We start from the raw sequence: 20018 nt of genomic DNA on the forward strand, positions 1-20018 counted from the left end.
AGACCAATTTAAAACTTATCCCATGAAAAGCTATTTTATTATTTTAATTGCATTAGCTCTTACATCAGGCTTATATGCACAAAAAAACGAGAAAGAATTAACCCGGAAAGAAAAGCGTGAACTCAAGAAAAAAGAAGATGCTAAATTAAGCGAAGCCATGGCTAAAGTTCTTTCTTTAGCTATTGATTCGCAATTATGGGTTTTGGAAGCCAATACTTTAAGCAACAAATACGGAAGATCTGTACCCGTTAACAGCAATTTAAATTTTATTGCCATTGAAAAAGATGAAGCCTTTATTCAGCTGGGATCCAATTCCGGATTAGGTCCCAATGGTGTGGGTGGAGTTTCGGTTAGAGCCAAAATAAATAAATACGAGGTTAAACGAAATGAGAAGAAAGGAAATTACTACATCCATATTTATACCAGTTCAGCTATAGGCAGCTGGGATATTCGAATTGACAGTAATAAAGATGGCACTATAGCTTCAGCTACTGTACAAGGTAACACTTCAACAAGAGTTAATTATCAGGGTACGATAGTGCCAGTTGGGCAATCAAGAGTTTATAAAGGTACCCCTGTTATTTAAACCATCTTAGCCCGATTCCTTTTCGGGCTTTAAATACCTAATTCGGTAAGTAAAAATAGAAAGTGGTACCTACCCCCAAGGTAGACTTTAACCAGATATCACCACCTAAAGCATTTATTATTTGTTTAACAATTGGTAATCCTAAGCCCATTCCACCGTAGTTTATTTCCCGATCTTCAATCTTAACAAATGGAGTAAATATCGTTTCATAGTCTTCAGCTCTAATGCCTATTCCGGTATCTTCTACCGAAAATAAAAAGAATCGATCAGGTAAATTTCGCTGCCCAAACAATTCCGGATCAGGCTTTGCTTCTGACCGTGACATATTCTTCAGGCAAAGTTTAACATACCCTTCAGATGTAAACTTAAGTGAGTTATTAAGAAGATTGAACAACACTTGTTTTAATCGTTCCCAATCAGAATAGATTTGTGCATCTTCTGAAACACCATCTATATCGAGTTTAAGTTCAGTCCCCTTAAATATTTTATCATTAACAATCAACGTTTTATATACTGTATTACACAGATCAACTACTTGAAATTGCTTCTTCACAAAGTGTAACTGCCCCGATTCTATTCTTGATATATCAATGATATCATCTATTAAAACCAACAAACTTTCACTGCTTTGTTGAATCAATTGAACAAAATCATGACGTTCTTTTTCGTTATGCAAATTAGAAGATAGCAAACTTGAAAAACCTATAATTGAGTTCATCGGCGTTCTGATCTCGTGAGACATATTGGCCAAAAATGCAGTTTTTAAACGATCTGATTCTTCGGCTTTCTCGCGTGCTTTTTCCAGATCTTCCGTTCTTTCTAACACCAGTTCTTCCAAATAATGGCGGTGTTTTTCTAATTCTGCCTGCTGATTAATCAACTCTTCTCTACTTTCCTCCAATTCATCATTGGTCTTCTTCAACTTTCGGGTACTTTGCTCAACTAAGAACTGCAATCGCTTCTCACGTCGTTTATGTATTCTTCCTCTTAAATAATAAATGAGGTACAATATGATTATGCTGAAAACAACTAACAATACCTTAAATAAACGACTTTTAAAAAAGGTTGGTTTTACAATCACCACTACCGAATCGGCTTTATCACTCCATACCCCATCATTATTACTTCCTTTAAGTAATAGTTTGTAGGTTCCTTCAGGCAAACGACTATAACTTTTATCAACATATGCAGGTATAGTATCCCAACTAGCATCATACCCGTCCAGCTTCCAGGCCGCCTGGTTTTTATAACTTTGTGTATAATTAAAGACAGAGCCGTAGAACGACACTTTCTTTTCATCGGTTGAAACAACTATTGTATCAGGAATATAATACTCAACATCAATATCCCCCGTATTTTCGTTGGCATAAATTTTAGAGTCAAGCTTATATGAATTAATTTTCACCTTGGGCTTATCAGTATTATAAAATAATGACTTAGGATGAAACTCTATAAAACCACCAAACCCGCCAAATAACATCGTACCATCTTTACTTTTTGAAAAGGCACAATCATTAAACTCAAGAACATTGACTCCATCGCGCGAACTGAAACTTGTAATCTTTTTATCTTGAGGATTAAATTTAACCAATTTAGTATTGGTTGATAACCAAAGCATACCATCATCATCGGGTAAAATTCCATAAACATCAAGATTGAGGGCTTGATTTGCTGATGCACTTGCTATAGAATCATTATTTACAAAGTACTGAAGAAGTCCGGAGCCATAGGTTGCCAACCATACCTGATCATCTTTATCTTTTATAACGTCAAGTATATAACAGCTTTTTTCTATCGATCCAAAGGAATGCTTAACTGATATTTGCTTATATGTTTTTTTATTGGCGTTAAACTTCAACAAAAAGCTTTCATCTGTTCCAACCAGTACAGTTGTATCATTGTAAATACAAATTCTGTTAGTGCGAAATGATGATTGCGAGAGTTTGTTGGAATAAGGATAAACAGAGTAGTTGCTATTTTTTGTACTAAACTTTATCAATCCCTTGTAGGATGAAATCCATAATAAAGAATCACCACTTGGTTTTACTGATGAAATACGATTTAGGAGTTTTGTCTCCACTCCCTCTTCCTTAAAACGAAACAGAGAAGATGTGTTCGTTTTAAGATTATATTTAATCAAACCAATGGTTGACGCCAACCATACATTCTGTAAATCATCTTCAAAAATTTCAAATACTCGCTCCGTTAGCTTTGTTTTCTCCTTGCCATAAGTAAATAGCTTATAATTACTACCGTCTGGTTCACTACGGTATACTCCACCCCACGAATAGTACCAATAGCACCCCATCGAATCCTTAAACAAAAGGTATATGCGATTTCCCTTACCATTATCATCAATTACCTTTTGTTTAAATTTAAAATGATCCTTATCAAAGTAACCAAGACTACCTTTGCCTCCAACCCAAACAATGTTTTGCTGATTACTTATAAAAATGTCATTAATCCAATCCGTATTCAACGTCATATTTTTTTCAACATCCGCAGTATAATGACATAGTAATTTACCATCTTCTGATACATTCAAAACACCTGACCCATTGGTACCAATCCAATAATTATCTTCATCATCAACATGATGCGATGTAAATCTACTTGCATCTCTGTTTTGATAAATTACCTTTTTTTCGTGAGATAACAGGCTAAACGTATAAAGTGTATTTCTACTGGTAAGACTTAAGTTCTTATTGTGCAATCGGATTGATGTTACCGGAACTATTTCACTTAACTCTTCCACTTGTTGTATACGAAAAGAATGCTCGAGTTTTTTCAAAGAATACAATCCTTTTCCAGATGCAATATATGTATCACCACCAAAACTTATTATCTGATGTATCCTGCGAAATTCAGCTCCAAATTCAGATGAAGGTATGTATCTTTTATTCTTTAAATCGTAAAAGTACATTCCTGAACTAAGTGTACCTAAAATCAACCAGTCTTTATCGTACCTTGATATGGATGTAATTCTTGCATCTCCATCCAAAACACTTTTAACCGGGATGGCTTTAGGGTTATAAAACTTATAGGTATCAAGATCAAGTCGACTGACTTCCCCAAAGAAAGTACCTACCCATAGAACATCATCAACAGCATCATACTCCAAGGCTGTTATCTTATTATCTGGTATCGATAAAGTATCCCCAGCTATATGATTAAAATAATCAAAATACTGACCATCATATCTAAAAAGACCTGTATTGGTAGCAATCCAGAAAAAGCCAGTGGAATCCTGATCAAATGCAATTACATCCGGATCATAAACTCCATATTCTTCACCATAATTAATAAACAGGTATTCATTTTTTGAATTTTGTGCAGAAGCACACGTAAATACCTTGATGATACTTATTGCAATTAAAGCCACAAGTAATATATATCTTTCCATAAGCAACTTCCCGAAACTTAATAATTTCCCCGATAACAGACCAAACGGTTTGTTTCTTAAAAAGTTTCAGAAATTTATCAACCACTAAAAAATATAGATAAATCTACTATATTCAGAGACATCAAGGCACAACAATCACAAACCCAAAAACTGCATAGCCAAGCCGGAAAGAAAGATAACCATACCTGCAATGGAATGACTAAGGTGCTCGTACTTTTTAATATTGATAAAACTTAAGCCATAAGTAGAAGTAACCACCATAGCAACCATTGTTAGAAGAGTAGTTACACCAAAAACAGAAGTTACCAATATTAAAGCCGATGTACTTTGAGCAACAGCCGGATACATCAAGACTGGTATAAGAGGTTCACAAGGCCCTAATGCAAAAATGATGAATAACACCCAAGGCGTAATATTTCTCGAATCGTTTAGCTTACCATGAGAATGACCATGGTGTTTCTTTTTTATCCAGTGTCGAATACCCCACAACGTATACAATAATCCAAAAGCTATAAATGCCCAGGCTGCCAGATTTCCTCTGAACGACTCAATAAATTCGAGCTTAGCCACCTGAACCTGCAAGGCAATACCGAAAAAACCTAAAACAACAGAGCTCAGGATATGACCAACTCCACAAAGCAAAGTTAAACCTATAACTTTGCGCAACGACCATTCACGTGCTTTTCCAATCATTATAAATGGTAAATAATGATCGGGGCCCATTAATGTATGAAAAAATCCGACGGATGCGGCAGTAATCAAAAGTAGCTGTAACTCCTGAGTCATGGTGATTTTTATTGGTAAAGATAGTATTAGTATTTAAACTGAAGATTGTAGTTTTTATAGCTTCTATTTTCTTTCGCGGAAATAAAACTTTAAGATATCACCAATTGATTTCGAACTGATCTCATCAAAATTAATATCATTTTCTTTAATAAATTCATAACCAGACACATCATCCTCTACATGCATTTTTTCAAATGATTTTACCTTACATAAAAAACCTAAATCAGTAGTGAAAACTGAAAACCCTGAAAAAACATATTCGTTTGGATATGAAATCAGGTATTGCATCTCTTCAATATCCAGGTTTAACTCTTCTTTAATCTCTCTCTTGATAGCTGATTCAGCACTTTCCATTGGATCGACAAAACCACCTGGAAGATCCAACATTCCTTTTCCCGGATTGAAGGCTCTGCGCGTTAATAACACCTCACCTTTCTCATTGACAATAACAGCAGCTACTGCCGCCGATGAATTGATAAAGAAATGAAATCCACATGTTGAGCATTTAAACGATCGCGAACCATCAAAAATAAATTCCTTACTACCACACTTTGGGCAGTATTTTATTACATCTCCAGGCTGAGTCGATTTCTCTTTTATCATTTTAAAATCCATTTAATTCCATTGTAACTGTCGGTATTAAAAGTAAAAATCCAACTACTACTAACAAAATAATTAAAGGTAAAATCCATTTTACCCACTTGGTATATGGAACCCTTGCAATACCTAATACACCTATTAAAACCGGTGAGGTAGGCGTTATCATATTGGTAAATCCATCACCAAACTGAAAAGCCATTACTGTTGCCTGACGCGATAAGCCTATTAAATCACTGAAAGGAGCCATAATGGGCATGGTCAGTGCCGCTTTGGCCGAACCACTTGGAATAAAAATGTTGATCAAGGTTTGAATGCCATACATTATACCCACCGATGCAATGTTACCCAAATCACTCATCGATTGAGCCATGCTATGCAAGATTGTATGTACTATTCTACCATCTTCGAGAATAACAATGATACCACCGGCCAAACCAACTACCAGAGCTGCTGACATGATATCTTTGGCTCCTTCTAAAAACAACTTGGTTATTTTATCGGCATCGTAACCAAAGGAAGCACCGGCAACTAATCCCATTGCTAAAAACAAGGCTGCTATTTCGGTAATGTACCACTGATAGCCCATTACTCCCACAATTAAAAACACCATTGAAAAGCCCAGAATGGTAAGAATAAAAAAGTGAATTTTCTTACGTAAGGCCAATACACCTGAGAAAGCGAACAGACCTGTTAATACAGGCAAGACTGGTAAAGGGCGCCATTCACTGTCACCTATTTGCATTGAAGTAGAACTATATTTTATACTCAATAATATCAGTGCAACCAATGTAAGACTAAAAGTAATCCATGCCGACAATGGTGTACTTTTTTCTGTTTGTTCTACATCGTTAGAAGAACGCTCCCTCCAATAGGCATCCTCATGATAAACCGATGATTTTTGCGGATGAGCCTTAATTTTATTTGCATACCACAATATATAACTGATACCAATTACATTGATTACGGCAAAACAAAACAAGCGATACTCGAAACCAGAAAACAAAGGCAAGCCTGCCAAGCCTTGCGCAATTCCAATGGTAAAGGGATTTAGAACAGCACCGGCAAAACCCAAACCAGCAGCTACAAACACCATTCCTATGCCTGTAATACTATCGTATCCCATAGAAATAGCTAAGGGTACCAGTATCACCATAAAAGCAATGGTTTCCTCACTCATACCAAACACCGCTCCAAACACCGAGAACATCAGCATGATCAAAGTCAGAATTAAGTTATTAGCTCCAATTATTCGTATGACCTTGTTTTTATCGAGCTGCTTTACCAATCCTAAAAACGAAAATATTCCCACATCAATGGCTTTGGTTTCATTCATAATCCAGAAAGCACCACCAATCAACAGTATAAAAATGATAATACCCGCTCCACGCTCAAAGCCCTTAACAAAAGCAGCAAAAACCTGCCATGTCTGAGGTTGATTTTCTACCTGTTGAAATACCATCTCTGTTTTATCAATACCATTCACAGAAATTGTTTCTTCAACATACTCACCGCCTGGCACAAACCAGGTGGCAATGGCAGCTATCACAATTAACGAAAACACTATTACGTAGGTATGGGGGACTTTTTTAAACATGTTGAATCTTATTTATAAGCATGAGTTCGATAAAGTATTGAGACCTGATACAGGTTCAAAAATAATATTTTGATTGTACACCTTACCAAACTATAGAGAAAAGCTTCAGATTACGCCTTGATAAATTAAGCCCTTCTTAACTATTTTTAATAGTGCTTAATATTATAATTTTACTATTTTTGTCTCAACTCATGTTAAAAGTATCATTTCAATGAAAAGATTGGGTGAAAGAATAAAGAGAAAGAGAGAAGCTTCTCATTTGCAATTGAACGATTTAGCTAAAAAAGTCGGAATTAGTTCCAGTGCTTTATCTCAAATTGAAAACGCAAAGGCTTCGCCATCCATTGTTACCTTGAAGTCCATTGCAGATAATCTTCATACAACAGTGGGTGAACTAATCGGTGAAAATGAGGCTGTAACCAACAATCCTTTGGTAAAATTTGATCAGAAGCATTTTGTTGAAAAGAACGAATCAGGAGCTTCTTTGTATCTTCTATCCAACCATGGTAACAGCAAGCAAATGGATGCCTTTCTCATCGAGTTTCAACCGGGTTCTAATTCAAAAAACATTATGAAAACCCATCCAGGTCAGGAGTTTTGTTTTGTACTGAAAGGTGAACTCGAAATTCAATTTGATGAGAGAAAATATACGCTTAAAGAAAAAGATAGTTTCTATTTCAACTCAAACAGAGTGCATGCCGCCTATAATAATTCGGATATGACAACAGAAATTGTTTGGGTAATTACACCTCCGGATGGTTAAAAAATTTTACCTATTAAATTAAGCATTCCTTAAGTGTTTTAAGTTTTGTTTAACTCCCGCTATAAAATATGATCTAATCTCATCAACAAAAAACCTCCCCATGAAAAGTGATTAAGAGAAAAAAACAAATAAACATTATTCATTAAAAAACCATTAAAATGAGCGATTTACTACAACATCTTTCCAAGCTGAATATTGAAGTACCCGCAAACATTGCGAAGTTATTACAGAATAGTAAAAGTGTCAGGGTATTTAATTCCACTAGTGAGTTAGCTGCGGCTGCAACATATGGGTTAGATAATTCGGAATTTCATGTAAAATATGATGTTCCTGGAAAGGGCGAGGTTACTGAAGCAGTGGTGCAACGCGTGAAAAATGGCATTTCAGCCAATTACACCGAACCATATATGCGACGCAGAGACCCTGAAACAATGGTTATAGCGGATAGTAAACCAACCGATAAAACACGTTTCGAAGATAAATTTGGTTATGAATTCTCAAAAATTCAAGGGGAGACATTTGATTGGCTGAAATCTCAGGATCTGGCCGTATTTTTTTACTTTGCAGGTCGTGCAGGTATTGGCTCATTAGGTATTGCCATTGCACCGGCTAACGCAGGATTTTTTGCTCTAGGACTGGCCATGCTACAGGAAATGAGATCACTGGATGAACTTGAGGAGGGTATGAAAATCAAATCATCTATTTTTGTGGCTCCGGTATTCCGACACACTCATTTTAATGGCAAACAAGTAGTGGTTCACAACCGCACAGACGAAGTTCACGAATTATATTCCTATAATTTATACCCGGGACCATCAGCTAAAAAAGGTATTTACGGCGTGTTATTAACCCAGGGAGAAAAAGAAGGGTGGACAACTGCACACTGTTCTGCTGTTGAGGCTATTTCGCCATATGATAACATTACAACATTTATGCACGAGGGTGCCTCGGGTGGTGGTAAGTCGGAGTTGCACCAACATATTTTACGCGAAACAGAAGGAGCTGTTTTATTGGGACAAAATTCTGTAACCGCTGAAACCAAACACATCGAACTACCTAAGTCATGTGCCTTCCGTCCGGTGGCTGACGATATGGCTTTCTGTCATCCTTCTGTTCAAGAGAATGATGGTAAACTGCGCATTGTTGATGCTGAGAACTCATGGTTTGTGCGTGTTGATTCGGTAAACCAATATGGTGATGATCCAACGTTGGAGAAAACAACTATTGATCCGAAAGAACCATTGCTGTTCTTAAACATTGAAACCACACCTAACTCAACCGCTCTTATCTGGGATCACATTGAAGATGAACCGGGTAAAAAATGCCCTAATCCACGTGTGGTGATTCCTCGTAAAATTATACCTAACGTAATCGATCGTCCGGTTGCGGTAGATGTTCGCAGTTTTGGATTGCGTGCTCCACAGTGTACCAAGGGTGAACCCTCTTACGGTATTGCCGGCATGTTCCACATCTTACCTCCGGCACTAGCCTGGTTATGGCGTTTAGTAGCTCCTCGCGGACATAAAAACCCAAGTATTGTAAGTGATGGATCGATGCAAAGTGAAGGTGTAGGTTCGTACTGGCCTTTTGCCACCGGTAAAAAGGTAGACCACGCCAACATGTTGCTAAAGCAGATTATCAATACTCCGCGTACCACCTTTACATTGGTTCCAAACCAGAACATTGGTGTTTGGAAGGTTGGATTTAAACCACAACTTTTAATGCGCGAATATATGACTCGTCGTGGTGCAGCTAAATTACGCGAAGACCAGTATAAGGAGTCACGTTGTCCGTTATTGGGTTATGAGCTGAACTACCTGACCATTGAAGGAGCCAAAATTCCAAAGCCTTTATTAAAGGTATACAAGCAACCCGAAGTTGGCGTTGAGGGATATGATGCCGGTGCAGCTGAACTAACTGAGTTCTTCAAAAAAGAGCTAAAACAATATCTGCAACCCGAATTGCACGAAACAGGAAGACGCATAATTGAAGCCTGTTTAAACGATGCCAGCATTGAAGAGTATAACAAAATTGTACCAATGAGTTACGAGTACGATTATTCATTTAATAAAATAGAAGACTAATGAGTAAAGTAGTGATTATAATGGGATCGAAAGCCGATTTTGAATGGGCTCAGAAGATAACCGACAAACTTGATTCTTTTGATATTCAAAGCGAGTGCCATATTGCATCGGCACACAAAGTACCCTTGGTATGCTACGATATCATCAAAGAAAAGGAAAAAGAAAATGTGGTATTTATAACCATTGCAGGTATGAGTAATGCACTCAGCGGGTTTAGTGATGCACAAACACATTGCCCGGTAATTGCCTGCCCTCCGGTTGGTAATTCATTTGGCGGAAACGACGTTTACTCAAGCCTGAGAATGCCTTCAGGTGTAGCTCCAATGGTGATTCTGAATCCCGGAAATGCAGCTTTAGCTGCAGCCAAAATACTGGGTCTGTCAGATGAAAGTATTCAGGCTAAGGTGAAGGAGTTTCAGGAAAACCAAAGACAGAAACTGATTGAGGATAATGCATCTATTCAATAACGAGTAAAAGTAAGAATACAAACAAAACTGTTCTTTTAAAAACTAATAGTTTGCAAATTAATAATAGGGATATGGTAATGGCACTTGCGATTACTGTATCTCTATCTTTTACATCATCACATGAACAATATAGAAAAAGCTGCCCATTTTTTAAGAAATGAAGATGTGGTTGCCATCCCTACAGAAACAGTATACGGATTAGCCGGAAATGCCTTTAGCGATAAGGCAATCAAACGAATTTTTGAAGTTAAAAACCGTCCGTTTTACAATCCTCTTATTGTTCATATTAAAAGCATTGATGAGCTCAATAAGATTGCTACCAACATTCCGGAAATGGCATTTAAACTGGCAGAGGTGTTTTGGCCCGGTCCTTTAACTCTGGTACTGGATAAACAACCTTCAATTTCTGATCTGGTTACAGGTGGAAAACCAACCGTTGCTGTTCGGTTACCTGCTCATCCTGTTGCTCTGGAATTATTGAATTATATTGATTTTCCTTTGGTAGCCCCCAGCGCCAACCCGTTTAATTATTTAAGTCCAACCAGTGCACAGCATGTAAAAGAGCAATTGGGCAACAAAATTCCTTATATACTAGACGGTGGAAACTGCGAAAAAGGAGTTGAATCAACCATTATTGGTTTTCAGGACAATTCACCAATTCTGTATCGCTTAGGTGCCATTTCAATGGAAGACATCGAAGAGGTTACCGGTGAGTTAACAACTCAAAATCAGTCGAAAAATTCACCCAATGCTCCGGGTATGCTTTCGAAACACTATTCTCCTAAAACGCAGTTTATTTTATCAAACAATATTACCCAAACACTTGAATCGCTGAAGGATAAGAAAGTAGGTGTCATCACATTCAACGAATCAAGGCAAGATTATTCTGTTTTTCATCAGGTAGCCTTATCCTATAACAACGATCTGAAAGAAGCAGCTTCAAACCTATTTAGCACATTGCATCATTTGGATAAAATGAAACTGGATGCAATTGTTGCTGAACGCTTGCCGGATGAAGGATTGGGTAAGACCATAAATGATCGCTTACAGCGTGCCGCCTCCAAAGGATAGTTAAAAGCTGACTATCCTTTCACATCAATAAGGCTTTGAGTTACTAAAACCCCATCAGTTTGCGAACCTTATTGGTATTCTCTTTTGAAGTCAACCACTCCAGAAGCAATAGAGCTACATCAATGGCTGTAGACGGATTCCACGATGTAATGATGTTATCATCAATAACAATGGGCTGATGAATTACGTTGGCTCCAAAGCTTTTCAGTGCTTCCCGGCGCTTAGGCATATCGTAAACCGTAGCATCTTTGCCTTTCAAAATTCCACTTTTACCTGTGGGCAAAGCTCCCGCACAAACGGTTGCTATTATTTTATTAGCTGTTTTAAACTCACGAATCAGATTCAAAAAGGCATCATCATAAGCATCATTGTAATAACCATACACCTCAAAACCTCCCGGAATAGCCAAAGCATCAAAAGAATTTACATCTACCTCATCAAGGGTATAATCAACAATAAAGCGTTGATTGAACGAACTTTTTATCTCTTTACGTATAGCGCCGGTAAACAATTGAGTTGAGTTGTCGCCTTCTTCTAGATTCCAACCCATCACATCAATAAACACACTTGCTTCGTAAATCTCAAATCCGTCAGCCAATAAAAGCAGTATTTTTTTCATTATCTCATTTTATTTAATTTGATTGTTTACAACACTTTATAATTATTCCCCACCCTTCAATTCATCTAAAAAATAAAGAGATGGCAAGCACAACCTGTTAATTATTAAATACATTTTTCCAGGTTGAATACGCTTTTTTCTCAATTCCGTCTTCATTTATCAATCCAGCACTTAACCAAAGCTTGCCAATATCCCGAACTTCTGCAGGAAATTCAGCCCACAACTCATTGTAATCGCGATGTGCCCACCAGATTACATATTCATATTTTTGCTCCTGAGCATTTGAAAGGAGCACCTCCAAATATTCATTTTGTTCGCACTGATTACCTGATATATCAATAGCGTAGGAATCGACTATCAGATTTTCAGACAGATGACCTGTTTCAGCAAATGCAATTGGTTTGTCAATCCTATCATGTAAAAAATCAAATGCATCCTGAAAACCTGCCTTCGTGCTTAACGCTTTAAAATAGGGGTAAAAACTGATTGATACAAAGTCATTTGTATTGGCGTAATTAATCACCTCATTAATATAGCCTTCTGGATTGACCACATCCGGTTGATATAAGTTGTGTAAGGTGATAGATTCAGAAATTTTTAATGATGGATACTCCTGCCTTATTTTTGTTCTAACATTAGCCATTAACAACTTAAAGCCTTTCCATTTATCAGGTGCATTCATTAATAATTCATTGACTTCAATGGCGATAATTAAATAATCGGGATTGAGTTGAGAAACTATATATTGCAGATGTTTAAAATATGCAATGGCAATCTCCACGTCATTCAAGGCAGAATACTCAGGAACTGAACCATCAAAATCAGGTGCCAGATCGTTTCTGGAGGTATTTAATAAACTAACCGACACCGTTAATTTCTTATCAACTATTCTTCGTGAAACCCTTGCGGCAATTTCGTTTGTAAACTCGTCCGGTAAGGGCAAATCATTCATCCAGGCATTCCATGGTATGTTGTTATCAATATGCTCGGAATAAATATCTGAATTATCGCGAATAAAAAGATAGGTACTATCAACCGCTTCCACCCTTTTAGCATAAGCCCAGGTACTAAAGCCCATTTTGAAACTTCGGGAACTGTATTCAGAAAAGAAATGGCTGTCAATACAATCATCTACCTTTTTATCACCCTCTTTATTACAAGCTACTATAAAAAAGGTCAATGCAGTTAATAGTACTGTCCTATACCTCATCTTCATGTAAGAATTAAACTGAGTTAACACAAATTTTAGGATTTGGTTCTTATTTTTGTTCTGACAACTCTTTCAATTTTTCGTTCATCAATTTAAAACCTTTTTCTGTGTTTTCAAGATTTAGCAGGCCTGCTAATACACCTTTGAACTTTTCTTTTTGCAAAAAAGTTGTACTTCCGTCTCCGTTGTCCATCAGTTCAAAATGATGTTCGCCATCAAAAATACCCGGCATTAATAAATGACCTTTCCAGGTAAATTCTTTGTTTGTCACATAACTTAGCACCTTCGGTTTAAATGTCATTGCTTTTTGCCCCTCAGGCTCAATAATAACCCTAATTTTATTGCCTGCCCTCACCTCACCACTAAGTTCTTTTATAAACGGATTCCAATTGGGGTATTTATCAAAGTTTGTTAAAATCGCCCAGATCTTCTCAGGTGATGCTTTAATACTGATTACTGTTTTAATTTCCTTTGCCATAACATTTACATTTAAAATGGTACTAATAAAATTGCGGTTACGTATTTCCTTATCTCTGAAGTACGTTGCAAAGGTTATGAGTATTGCATCTATTACTCTTGACAAATATCAAGAATTCAGGAAAGTTGCTTTTTTCTGATTCGACTGAATGTTTCGGGTGTCATGCCTAACATGGAAGCAATGTATTGCAATGGAACCTGATTAAATAACTCTCTGTTATTCTCAAAGAAATAGGTATATCTTTCTTCAGCTGTCATTGATAAATGGCTAAATATTCGGTCTTCTAATATGGTAAAACACTTGCCAATAAATAACTTTTCGAGTTGGTGCCATTGTGGAACCAGCTTGCCTATTTGCTGATAGTCGTCGTGATGAATGGTGTAAAGCACACAATCTGTTAGTGCCTGAATAGTCCAACGGGATGGATTACCAAACAAAAGACTGGACAAATCGGTGATAAAATACCCTTGTGTTGAAATCCATTGGGTTACTTCTTTATCTTCTGCTACAGAATAGATCCTCAGGTAAGCCGACTGAATAAAGCTCAATTTGTTACACCAGCTTCCTGTTTTTACATAAAAATCACCCCTTTTTATGGTAGTTAGTTTGAATAACGAACTGATAGTACTCAAATCCTCCGGCTTAATAACACCAAAGTAATTTTTAATATTTTGTTCCAGCTCATTCATACAAAATGTATTTGAAAGTATTACAGTTGAGATACAATGATAACAAAATCAAGTTTCGCAAGATCGTTTATGCACAATAAAAGCTGGTATCATTCCAAATCAAAATAATATGTGAAGCTCCCTTTCATAACAGTATCCTTTTTAATGGCAGAGAATTTTAATTTATAGGCTGATACCAGGGCTTCTTTTATTAAAACCTTGTTGATGGCAGTTGTTTCAATCGAATCTTGTTGCGCTTTTATTACATTACCATCTTTATCGATCCAATAATTAATTTTAACAACACCAGTGTCTTGTACCGAATAAGTTGGTTTGGGACAAAAAATCAGTTCTCTTTTATCCATTTCATTTGTATGTTCTTTCTTGAAGTTATTTTGACATAACACAATGGTCGAGAAAATAAAACTCATCCATATTGTAACACCCAATTGTTTCATAATCTTGATCTTTTTTTACTATTGCAACTGCATGTAAGCCTTAAACAACTACAGCTAAATTAAATTCTATATCCTACTGAGTACATACCTGAGCTTTGTGCATTACTTGTTGTAATATTACTAACTAATAAGTCAATGGAGGACTTTAGTTATATCAAGTATATTATTAATAATTAATCCCAGAAACAGAATTATAACACTTACATTAATCAGGATTGCTACTCTTTTCTTTATTGTTGCTTTATCCTTTCGACCTTTAAATGCATATATAGAACCAATAATTCCCAAAATTCCTGCAGCTATAAATGGAATGGCTATTAGAACTTCACCATCAGCAAATCTATTCCATACTTTTAAAAATACATTCAGGTAGGTGATAGCAAAAAGCAATATTATTACCATCGCTATTTTAAATGACTTTTCGGTATAAGTTTTCATAATTAACAATTTTCATATTAGACTAAAGTGTCAGGACGAGCCGACCGAGCCATGCTTTATGCCAGCGTGTTAGCTGCTGCCATTTATATTTTCTTCTTTATGAATTCTCAATAGATCATTGTCATCGTAAAAAACAAATTGCTTTGTCTTTCTGTCAATAACTGCATAAATAAAAGTTCTATAGTCAAACTTTTCTGTTTCTGTAGTCAATTTATCATTAGGGAAGTTTTCGTAATTGTCCTTTGCTAAATCCATAATACTATCAATTGCTTGGTCCCAATCTTGTTGAGTCAAATCATTGTCAAATAGTAATTTGATTTTTTGTCCCGATTTTGACTGAATGTATAAGGATACAGCTTTTGATTGACTGTCCTCTTTGTTTAATTTATTTGGAGATTGAGTGGCAGTTACTCTATGTACCTTAATTGCACGACCATTATCTACGAACTTTTTAAGCCATTTCTTAAGTACATTATAATGGTCTTTTCCAGCCTCTTTAAGAAATGCTTCGAAATATGGCTTGAAAATATATGCCGCTATGGCTGTCGGAACTACCCAATCAAGCGCAGCCATCATAACGCCTTGTGAATGCTTTCGGAATTCGATATTAAGTCCAGGAGCTTTAACGTCATTTGATATAAGTTCTAGAAATTCATCTGGAACATCTTCTGGAATATCAATTCCGATATGAGGTAGATCTTTATTCATATTCAATGGGTTTTATTTTATTGCGTCTCTCAATTTTTGGTTGCAGCTAACGTTAATAATATGAGCATGTAGCGGACTTAAATGCGGTTTCGTATCAAGCTGTTAAGTAGCCAAAGCTACACAATATAAAATAGTCAAATCGGTAGATTTGGCGGGGCTGATTAGAGCCACTACCGCCCGAACACCCACAGAAACCGCTATTGCTTATATTTAGTGTTGTAAACCGTTTTTACTTCCAGAATTTCCACCAAGGCTTTCTGTCATCTTTAATCTCTGTGTTATTTTGGATGTCAGTTTCCTCTGATTTAGAATCATTAGTTTCTTTTTCAATCGGTTCTATATCTTTTCTAGCTATCCATGTCAAAAAAGAAGAATCTGCACCGCCAAAACTTACAATTCTGTCTTTGTGTGTCATCACTCCGAATCCATGTTCGTCATCCCATGTGCATCCGAATTCATAACCAACATATCCAACTCCTTCTTTCTCCACATTTAACAAATGAACATTTGATAATCCAATCAGTTTTCTAAATCCGCTTATGTCCAAAACATCGGGCATGTATTGTTCCTTTTCGTCATCATCATATCCAAAATCTTCTTGTAGGTCTTTATATTCTTTCAGCAGGTATTCAAGAATCGTGTTCTTAACTCAATTCCTGATTCTTAATTGTGAATTCATAGGCTTTTATATGAAAATCCTTAATCTCTGGATTTTTATCTGCCATGTCTCCTCCAGTTGCAAGTCTACAACTGCCATCACAACCTTCTGACGAACTAATTGAGCCATAATCTCCATTTCTACTTTGAAATCCAGCCCATGAATCTAGTTTAATTGTCCCTTCATACCCAAATTCAGCTTTTATAAGTCCTGGTATCATATTAGTGTCCATTAGTTCTATTCTTTTATAATTATTTTGCTCATTTTATTCAATTAGATATAGCTCGTAGTTTCGCGTCCAAATGGTTTACAACTACTCTGTAACCGCCATTGCATGACGGTTATATTTCCTATATCTGCTATTCCACGCCTTTTGGTAATTAACTTAATCAACAAATAGACAGTTGTCTATTCATTTTTTATAACCCTTTAAATATAGATAACATATTAATTGTCTCCAAAAACAGAATAGTGATCTATTTTTAATGCATCATTCCTCCTTTAACCTTGAATAGATCACCGTAAAAACAAAGCGCAGCCCCCAAAGCTCCAATTGATAAGCTTTGAGGTCTGCGCCTTTTTCTTACTTCATCTTAAGAAGGTTAGCTTTATGTATTAAAACAATTTCAACTCGATATAAACTTATATTAGTTAACTAAAACTTAAATTGAGCTGTTACACCAATTCTTGTATACGAAAGGTCAAACAGGGTACCCCTGATTTCAGGTACGAGATTAAACTTTTCCGAAAGTGCTATATTAGTTCCTACACCAATATTCAAGCCAATATAAGTCCCTGTTCTTGTTTTCTTAGGAATCAGTATTGTGCCTATGGTTTCTCGCTTCCAATAAGTAAATGCAAGACCGGTTAAAGCATAAACATTCAGTTTTTTATCATTGTCATAAAAAATATAATGTCCATCAACATCCAATACATCCCAGCTAAGGTTTAAGTTTTCGAAGATGTGTGAATATGCTACAGCCGTTTCCCATCTTTCAGAAATACTATAAATACCATTTATTGTCAAACCTGTAGACTCAACTTCAGAGGCGTATAGAGTTCCCACGCCTAAACGAAATTTTGAATCGTTAGATGATTGCGCAAACAGCTTTATTGAAAAAGTTATTACTAGTATTAAGATGAATATTTTTCTCATGTTGTTCTAAATTTTTTTAATTAAAAGAGGTTTTTTGTGTTTAAAATACATCTGATTTTTTCACAGTTTATGTGCAACAGGTACTTTCCAACTTCTTAATTTATCCAGTTCAGGAACATAAACCCTCAAAATTATATCCAAATCTTCATCACTACGATTAATTGGCAACCAATTCTCAATAGGCACGCCATCTGGCTTTTCAGCAGCAACATAAATCTCTATTCCTCCTTCATCGTTTAATTTCATACCTGCATTTTCGCCAACACTATACTTATTCCATTCATTAGGTATAAAGAATCCATTCGCTTTGTCGTATAATGTTAAGGACCAGAAAGCCCGGGCAGGAGGCAATTCTTTTTTGGTCATTTTAATCACATAATCGTTCATGGCATTCATCTGCGAACCATCAGCTGTATTTACTGCAGGGTAAAATGCTTCTTCAATAGGTAATCCAATAGGGCCAATAATCGAAACCGCTAATATAGCTTCCAGATCAGTTTGTCCTTTTTGTTTAAAGACTCGTGGACCTAAACTAGCTGACATATCAGGATCTGTTAGCTTGTTTAGATTTTCTGCATGAATTTTCTCTGCATGTTGCCTAAACTTCTTACCATCAATTTTCAAGGCAGTTTTTGGGTCATAGGTTTCTCCCGGAGCTATTCCCAGGGGTGCAAAACACGCTAACAGTTCTCTGTCCATCTCATCATTATCATCAAAAGTGATATGATTAAAAATGAATTGCATTACTTCAAGAAAATTATTCTCAAAAATATCGAGATCGGTTTTCCCCACTTCCGGAAATGTAATTTCATTAGCAGGTATTGGTTCTTTTCCCTGAAATTCGGAAAGCGACTGCATGCTGATCTGCCCTATTTGCTCTACTACTTTTTTAAACCTTTCAGGTTCATTGGCATGTGGCATAACTCTGAAGATAACTGAAATAAAATCGCCATTGGCTTCAAAAACATTATCGATACCGGCAACAGACTCACCTTGATAATTTTCGGTGCGCTTGCTATAGAACACAATTTTTTCGTCTTTCTGAAAATCACCTTGTCGGGTAGATTTTGGCACATAAACATAATGGTCGTAGGCTGTTACCATTAATGACACATATTTTGAGTCGAATTTAGGAAGGTTTACCACAAAGGCATCCTTTCTTAAATCCAGCATAATACCGGTATAGAAAGAATCATTATTAGGCCGGGCAATGTCCCTCATGGTATGATCTTTTAGCTTTGTATCAGCATGCAAAGTATTCCAGCCGCCTTGTGTTATAGCAAATTTGTTATTTACATTGTATAAGGCAACATACTGATACGCCCGTCGTATTATATTATCAATCTGGTCATCTGTAAGAATAACAAAGCCGTTTTCGTTTGTTTCAACCGTATTTTTCTTGTTGGAAGTTGTATTGCAAGCCGTAAAAAACAATACAAATAAAATTATTGACAATAATTTGATCTTTTTCATATTTAAGTAGTTATTGGTTAATCAGTGTTTTATTTCTCAAATGTTAATTACGAGCTAATCAAGAGCTAACATTTAAATTACAGTTGCTTTCATATCAGCATTAGTATTATTATCATTGCATATCAACTATTAATTAATCAATAGTTTACACGCAAACTTACAAAACATTAAAATTTCATTGATGAGAATTCATCAATCACATAAATGAGAAATTAATTGGAAACATTCAGATCACCACAATTGTCGCTTTTTCATAATGTGCTTGAATTAGCGAAGAATATTAGTCGATATCAGGAAATTATATTAAAAGAGTTTAGTATTTCGCACGAACAATTAAATATATTGATAATACTACATTACGATTCTTGTGAATCATCATTATCTCTTTTGGAGATTCAGGAAAGAATGATTTTGTCAACAACCAACACTAGTAGATTAATTGACAAGCTAAAGGATAAAAAATTAGTAGAGCGAAAAATTGATCAGAATAATAAGCGAAAAGTCCAGATTCGAATCACAGACGATGGAAGAGAAATCGTTTCTAAGGCTGTTGAAAAAATTAAGCAATCTTCTGCAAAAATCAGTTCAGAGATTTCAGACAGCGAAGCTATTAATATGAGTAAACGAATTTTTGAAATCAATGAACGAATACTTGATTGGCATTAATTGTTTACTGGGTAAAACGCTTTTAAATTCAATTTATCTACACCCCTAACTGAACTCTGCAGCGGGTTTGATCAAAAGCCTTTTTAACCGACCTGAAACCTAAATTCAACCGATAACCGTCCCTAAGACCTT

The 20018-nt window shown here is 36.0% G+C and carries 21 protein-coding genes; 6 read left to right on the plus strand and 15 right to left on the minus strand.

What is annotated here, in order from left to right:
• Positions 1-22 precede the first annotated feature (22 nt).
• A complete protein-coding gene (locus KEM10_RS17025; RefSeq protein WP_212217235.1) occupies positions 23-586 on the plus strand; it encodes a DUF4251 domain-containing protein in 564 nt (187 codons plus the stop codon).
• A gap of 37 nt (positions 587-623) precedes the next feature.
• Here KEM10_RS17025 and KEM10_RS17030 read toward each other — a convergent pair whose 3' ends face one another.
• The 4 genes from KEM10_RS17030 to KEM10_RS17045 form a co-directional block, all read right to left on the minus strand.
• Positions 624-3989: a sensor histidine kinase gene (locus KEM10_RS17030; RefSeq protein WP_212217236.1), complete on the minus strand. Its 3366-nt coding sequence runs from the start codon at positions 3987-3989 to the stop codon at positions 624-626.
• Positions 3990-4124: 135 nt separating this feature from the next.
• Positions 4125-4775, minus strand: a complete 651-nt coding sequence (locus KEM10_RS17035) for an urease accessory protein UreH domain-containing protein (protein WP_212217237.1) — start codon at positions 4773-4775, stop codon at positions 4125-4127.
• Between the two features lie 63 nt (positions 4776-4838).
• On the minus strand, positions 4839-5378 hold the full coding sequence (locus KEM10_RS17040) for an NUDIX domain-containing protein (RefSeq protein WP_212217238.1): 540 nt from the start codon (positions 5376-5378) through the stop codon (positions 4839-4841).
• A gap of 1 nt (position 5379) precedes the next feature.
• A complete protein-coding gene (locus tag KEM10_RS17045) occupies positions 5380-6969 on the minus strand; it encodes a YfcC family protein (RefSeq protein ID WP_212217239.1) in 1590 nt (529 codons plus the stop codon).
• Between the two features lie 211 nt (positions 6970-7180).
• Here KEM10_RS17045 and KEM10_RS17050 point away from each other — a divergent pair, with 211 nt between their 5' ends.
• The 4 genes from KEM10_RS17050 (at position 7181) to KEM10_RS17065 (ending at position 11354) form a co-directional block, all read left to right on the plus strand.
• Positions 7181-7732 carry a helix-turn-helix domain-containing protein gene (locus KEM10_RS17050; protein ID WP_212217240.1) on the plus strand — a complete coding sequence of 184 codons (552 nt, stop codon included), beginning with the start codon at positions 7181-7183 and terminating at the stop codon, positions 7730-7732.
• A 158-nt stretch (positions 7733-7890) separates the two neighbouring features.
• On the plus strand, positions 7891-9816 hold the full coding sequence (locus KEM10_RS17055) for a DUF4914 family protein (RefSeq protein ID WP_212217241.1): 1926 nt from the start codon (positions 7891-7893) through the stop codon (positions 9814-9816).
• Positions 9816-10283, plus strand: coding sequence for an AIR carboxylase family protein (locus KEM10_RS17060; RefSeq protein WP_212217242.1), 468 nt, complete (start codon positions 9816-9818; stop codon positions 10281-10283). The genes KEM10_RS17055 and KEM10_RS17060 overlap by 1 nt, the downstream gene beginning before the upstream one ends.
• A gap of 120 nt (positions 10284-10403) precedes the next feature.
• Positions 10404-11354: an L-threonylcarbamoyladenylate synthase gene (locus tag KEM10_RS17065; RefSeq protein WP_212217243.1), complete on the plus strand. Its 951-nt coding sequence runs from the start codon at positions 10404-10406 to the stop codon at positions 11352-11354.
• Between the two features lie 43 nt (positions 11355-11397).
• Here the strand turns inward: KEM10_RS17065 and KEM10_RS17070 are convergent, their stop codons facing one another.
• From KEM10_RS17070 to KEM10_RS17120, 11 genes are all read right to left on the minus strand, one after another.
• Positions 11398-11973 carry a DJ-1/PfpI family protein gene (locus KEM10_RS17070; RefSeq protein ID WP_212217244.1) on the minus strand — a complete coding sequence of 192 codons (576 nt, stop codon included), beginning with the start codon at positions 11971-11973 and terminating at the stop codon, positions 11398-11400.
• Positions 11974-12070: 97 nt separating this feature from the next.
• Entirely contained in the window at positions 12071-13183 is a 1113-nt protein-coding gene (locus tag KEM10_RS17075) for an SGNH/GDSL hydrolase family protein (RefSeq protein WP_212217245.1), read from the minus strand.
• A gap of 49 nt (positions 13184-13232) precedes the next feature.
• Positions 13233-13766 carry an SRPBCC domain-containing protein gene (locus tag KEM10_RS17080; protein WP_244825967.1) on the minus strand — a complete coding sequence of 178 codons (534 nt, stop codon included), beginning with the start codon at positions 13764-13766 and terminating at the stop codon, positions 13233-13235.
• Positions 13767-13777: 11 nt separating this feature from the next.
• The gene (locus tag KEM10_RS17085; RefSeq protein WP_212217246.1) at positions 13778-14350 is read right to left on the minus strand and encodes a Crp/Fnr family transcriptional regulator; all 573 of its coding nucleotides are present in this window, start codon (positions 14348-14350) and stop codon (positions 13778-13780) included.
• 89 nt (positions 14351-14439) lie between these two features.
• A complete protein-coding gene (locus tag KEM10_RS17090) occupies positions 14440-14787 on the minus strand; it encodes an energy transducer TonB (protein ID WP_212217247.1) in 348 nt (115 codons plus the stop codon).
• Positions 14788-14919: 132 nt separating this feature from the next.
• Entirely contained in the window at positions 14920-15225 is a 306-nt protein-coding gene (locus KEM10_RS17095; protein ID WP_212217248.1) for a hypothetical protein, read from the minus strand.
• Positions 15226-15294: 69 nt separating this feature from the next.
• Positions 15295-15933, minus strand: a complete 639-nt coding sequence (locus KEM10_RS17100; RefSeq protein WP_212217249.1) for a hypothetical protein — start codon at positions 15931-15933, stop codon at positions 15295-15297.
• 229 nt (positions 15934-16162) lie between these two features.
• Complete coding sequence (locus KEM10_RS17105) at positions 16163-16570, minus strand: DUF6985 domain-containing protein (protein ID WP_394369446.1); 408 nt, start codon at positions 16568-16570, stop codon at positions 16163-16165.
• A 7-nt stretch (positions 16571-16577) separates the two neighbouring features.
• Positions 16578-16811 carry a hypothetical protein gene (locus KEM10_RS17110; protein ID WP_212217251.1) on the minus strand — a complete coding sequence of 78 codons (234 nt, stop codon included), beginning with the start codon at positions 16809-16811 and terminating at the stop codon, positions 16578-16580.
• A gap of 435 nt (positions 16812-17246) precedes the next feature.
• Complete coding sequence (locus KEM10_RS17115; RefSeq protein ID WP_212217252.1) at positions 17247-17747, minus strand: porin family protein; 501 nt, start codon at positions 17745-17747, stop codon at positions 17247-17249.
• A gap of 60 nt (positions 17748-17807) precedes the next feature.
• On the minus strand, positions 17808-19220 hold the full coding sequence (locus tag KEM10_RS17120; RefSeq protein ID WP_212217253.1) for a DUF1214 domain-containing protein: 1413 nt from the start codon (positions 19218-19220) through the stop codon (positions 17808-17810).
• A gap of 216 nt (positions 19221-19436) precedes the next feature.
• On the opposite strand from KEM10_RS17120, the gene KEM10_RS17125 reads away from it, so the two are divergent.
• On the plus strand, positions 19437-19886 hold the full coding sequence (locus KEM10_RS17125; protein ID WP_212217254.1) for a MarR family winged helix-turn-helix transcriptional regulator: 450 nt from the start codon (positions 19437-19439) through the stop codon (positions 19884-19886).
• Positions 19887-20018 lie beyond the last annotated feature (132 nt).

Origin of the sequence: Carboxylicivirga linearis (assembly GCF_018271995.1) — a bacterium.
Lineage (GTDB): Bacteria > Bacteroidota > Bacteroidia > Bacteroidales > Marinilabiliaceae > Carboxylicivirga > Carboxylicivirga linearis.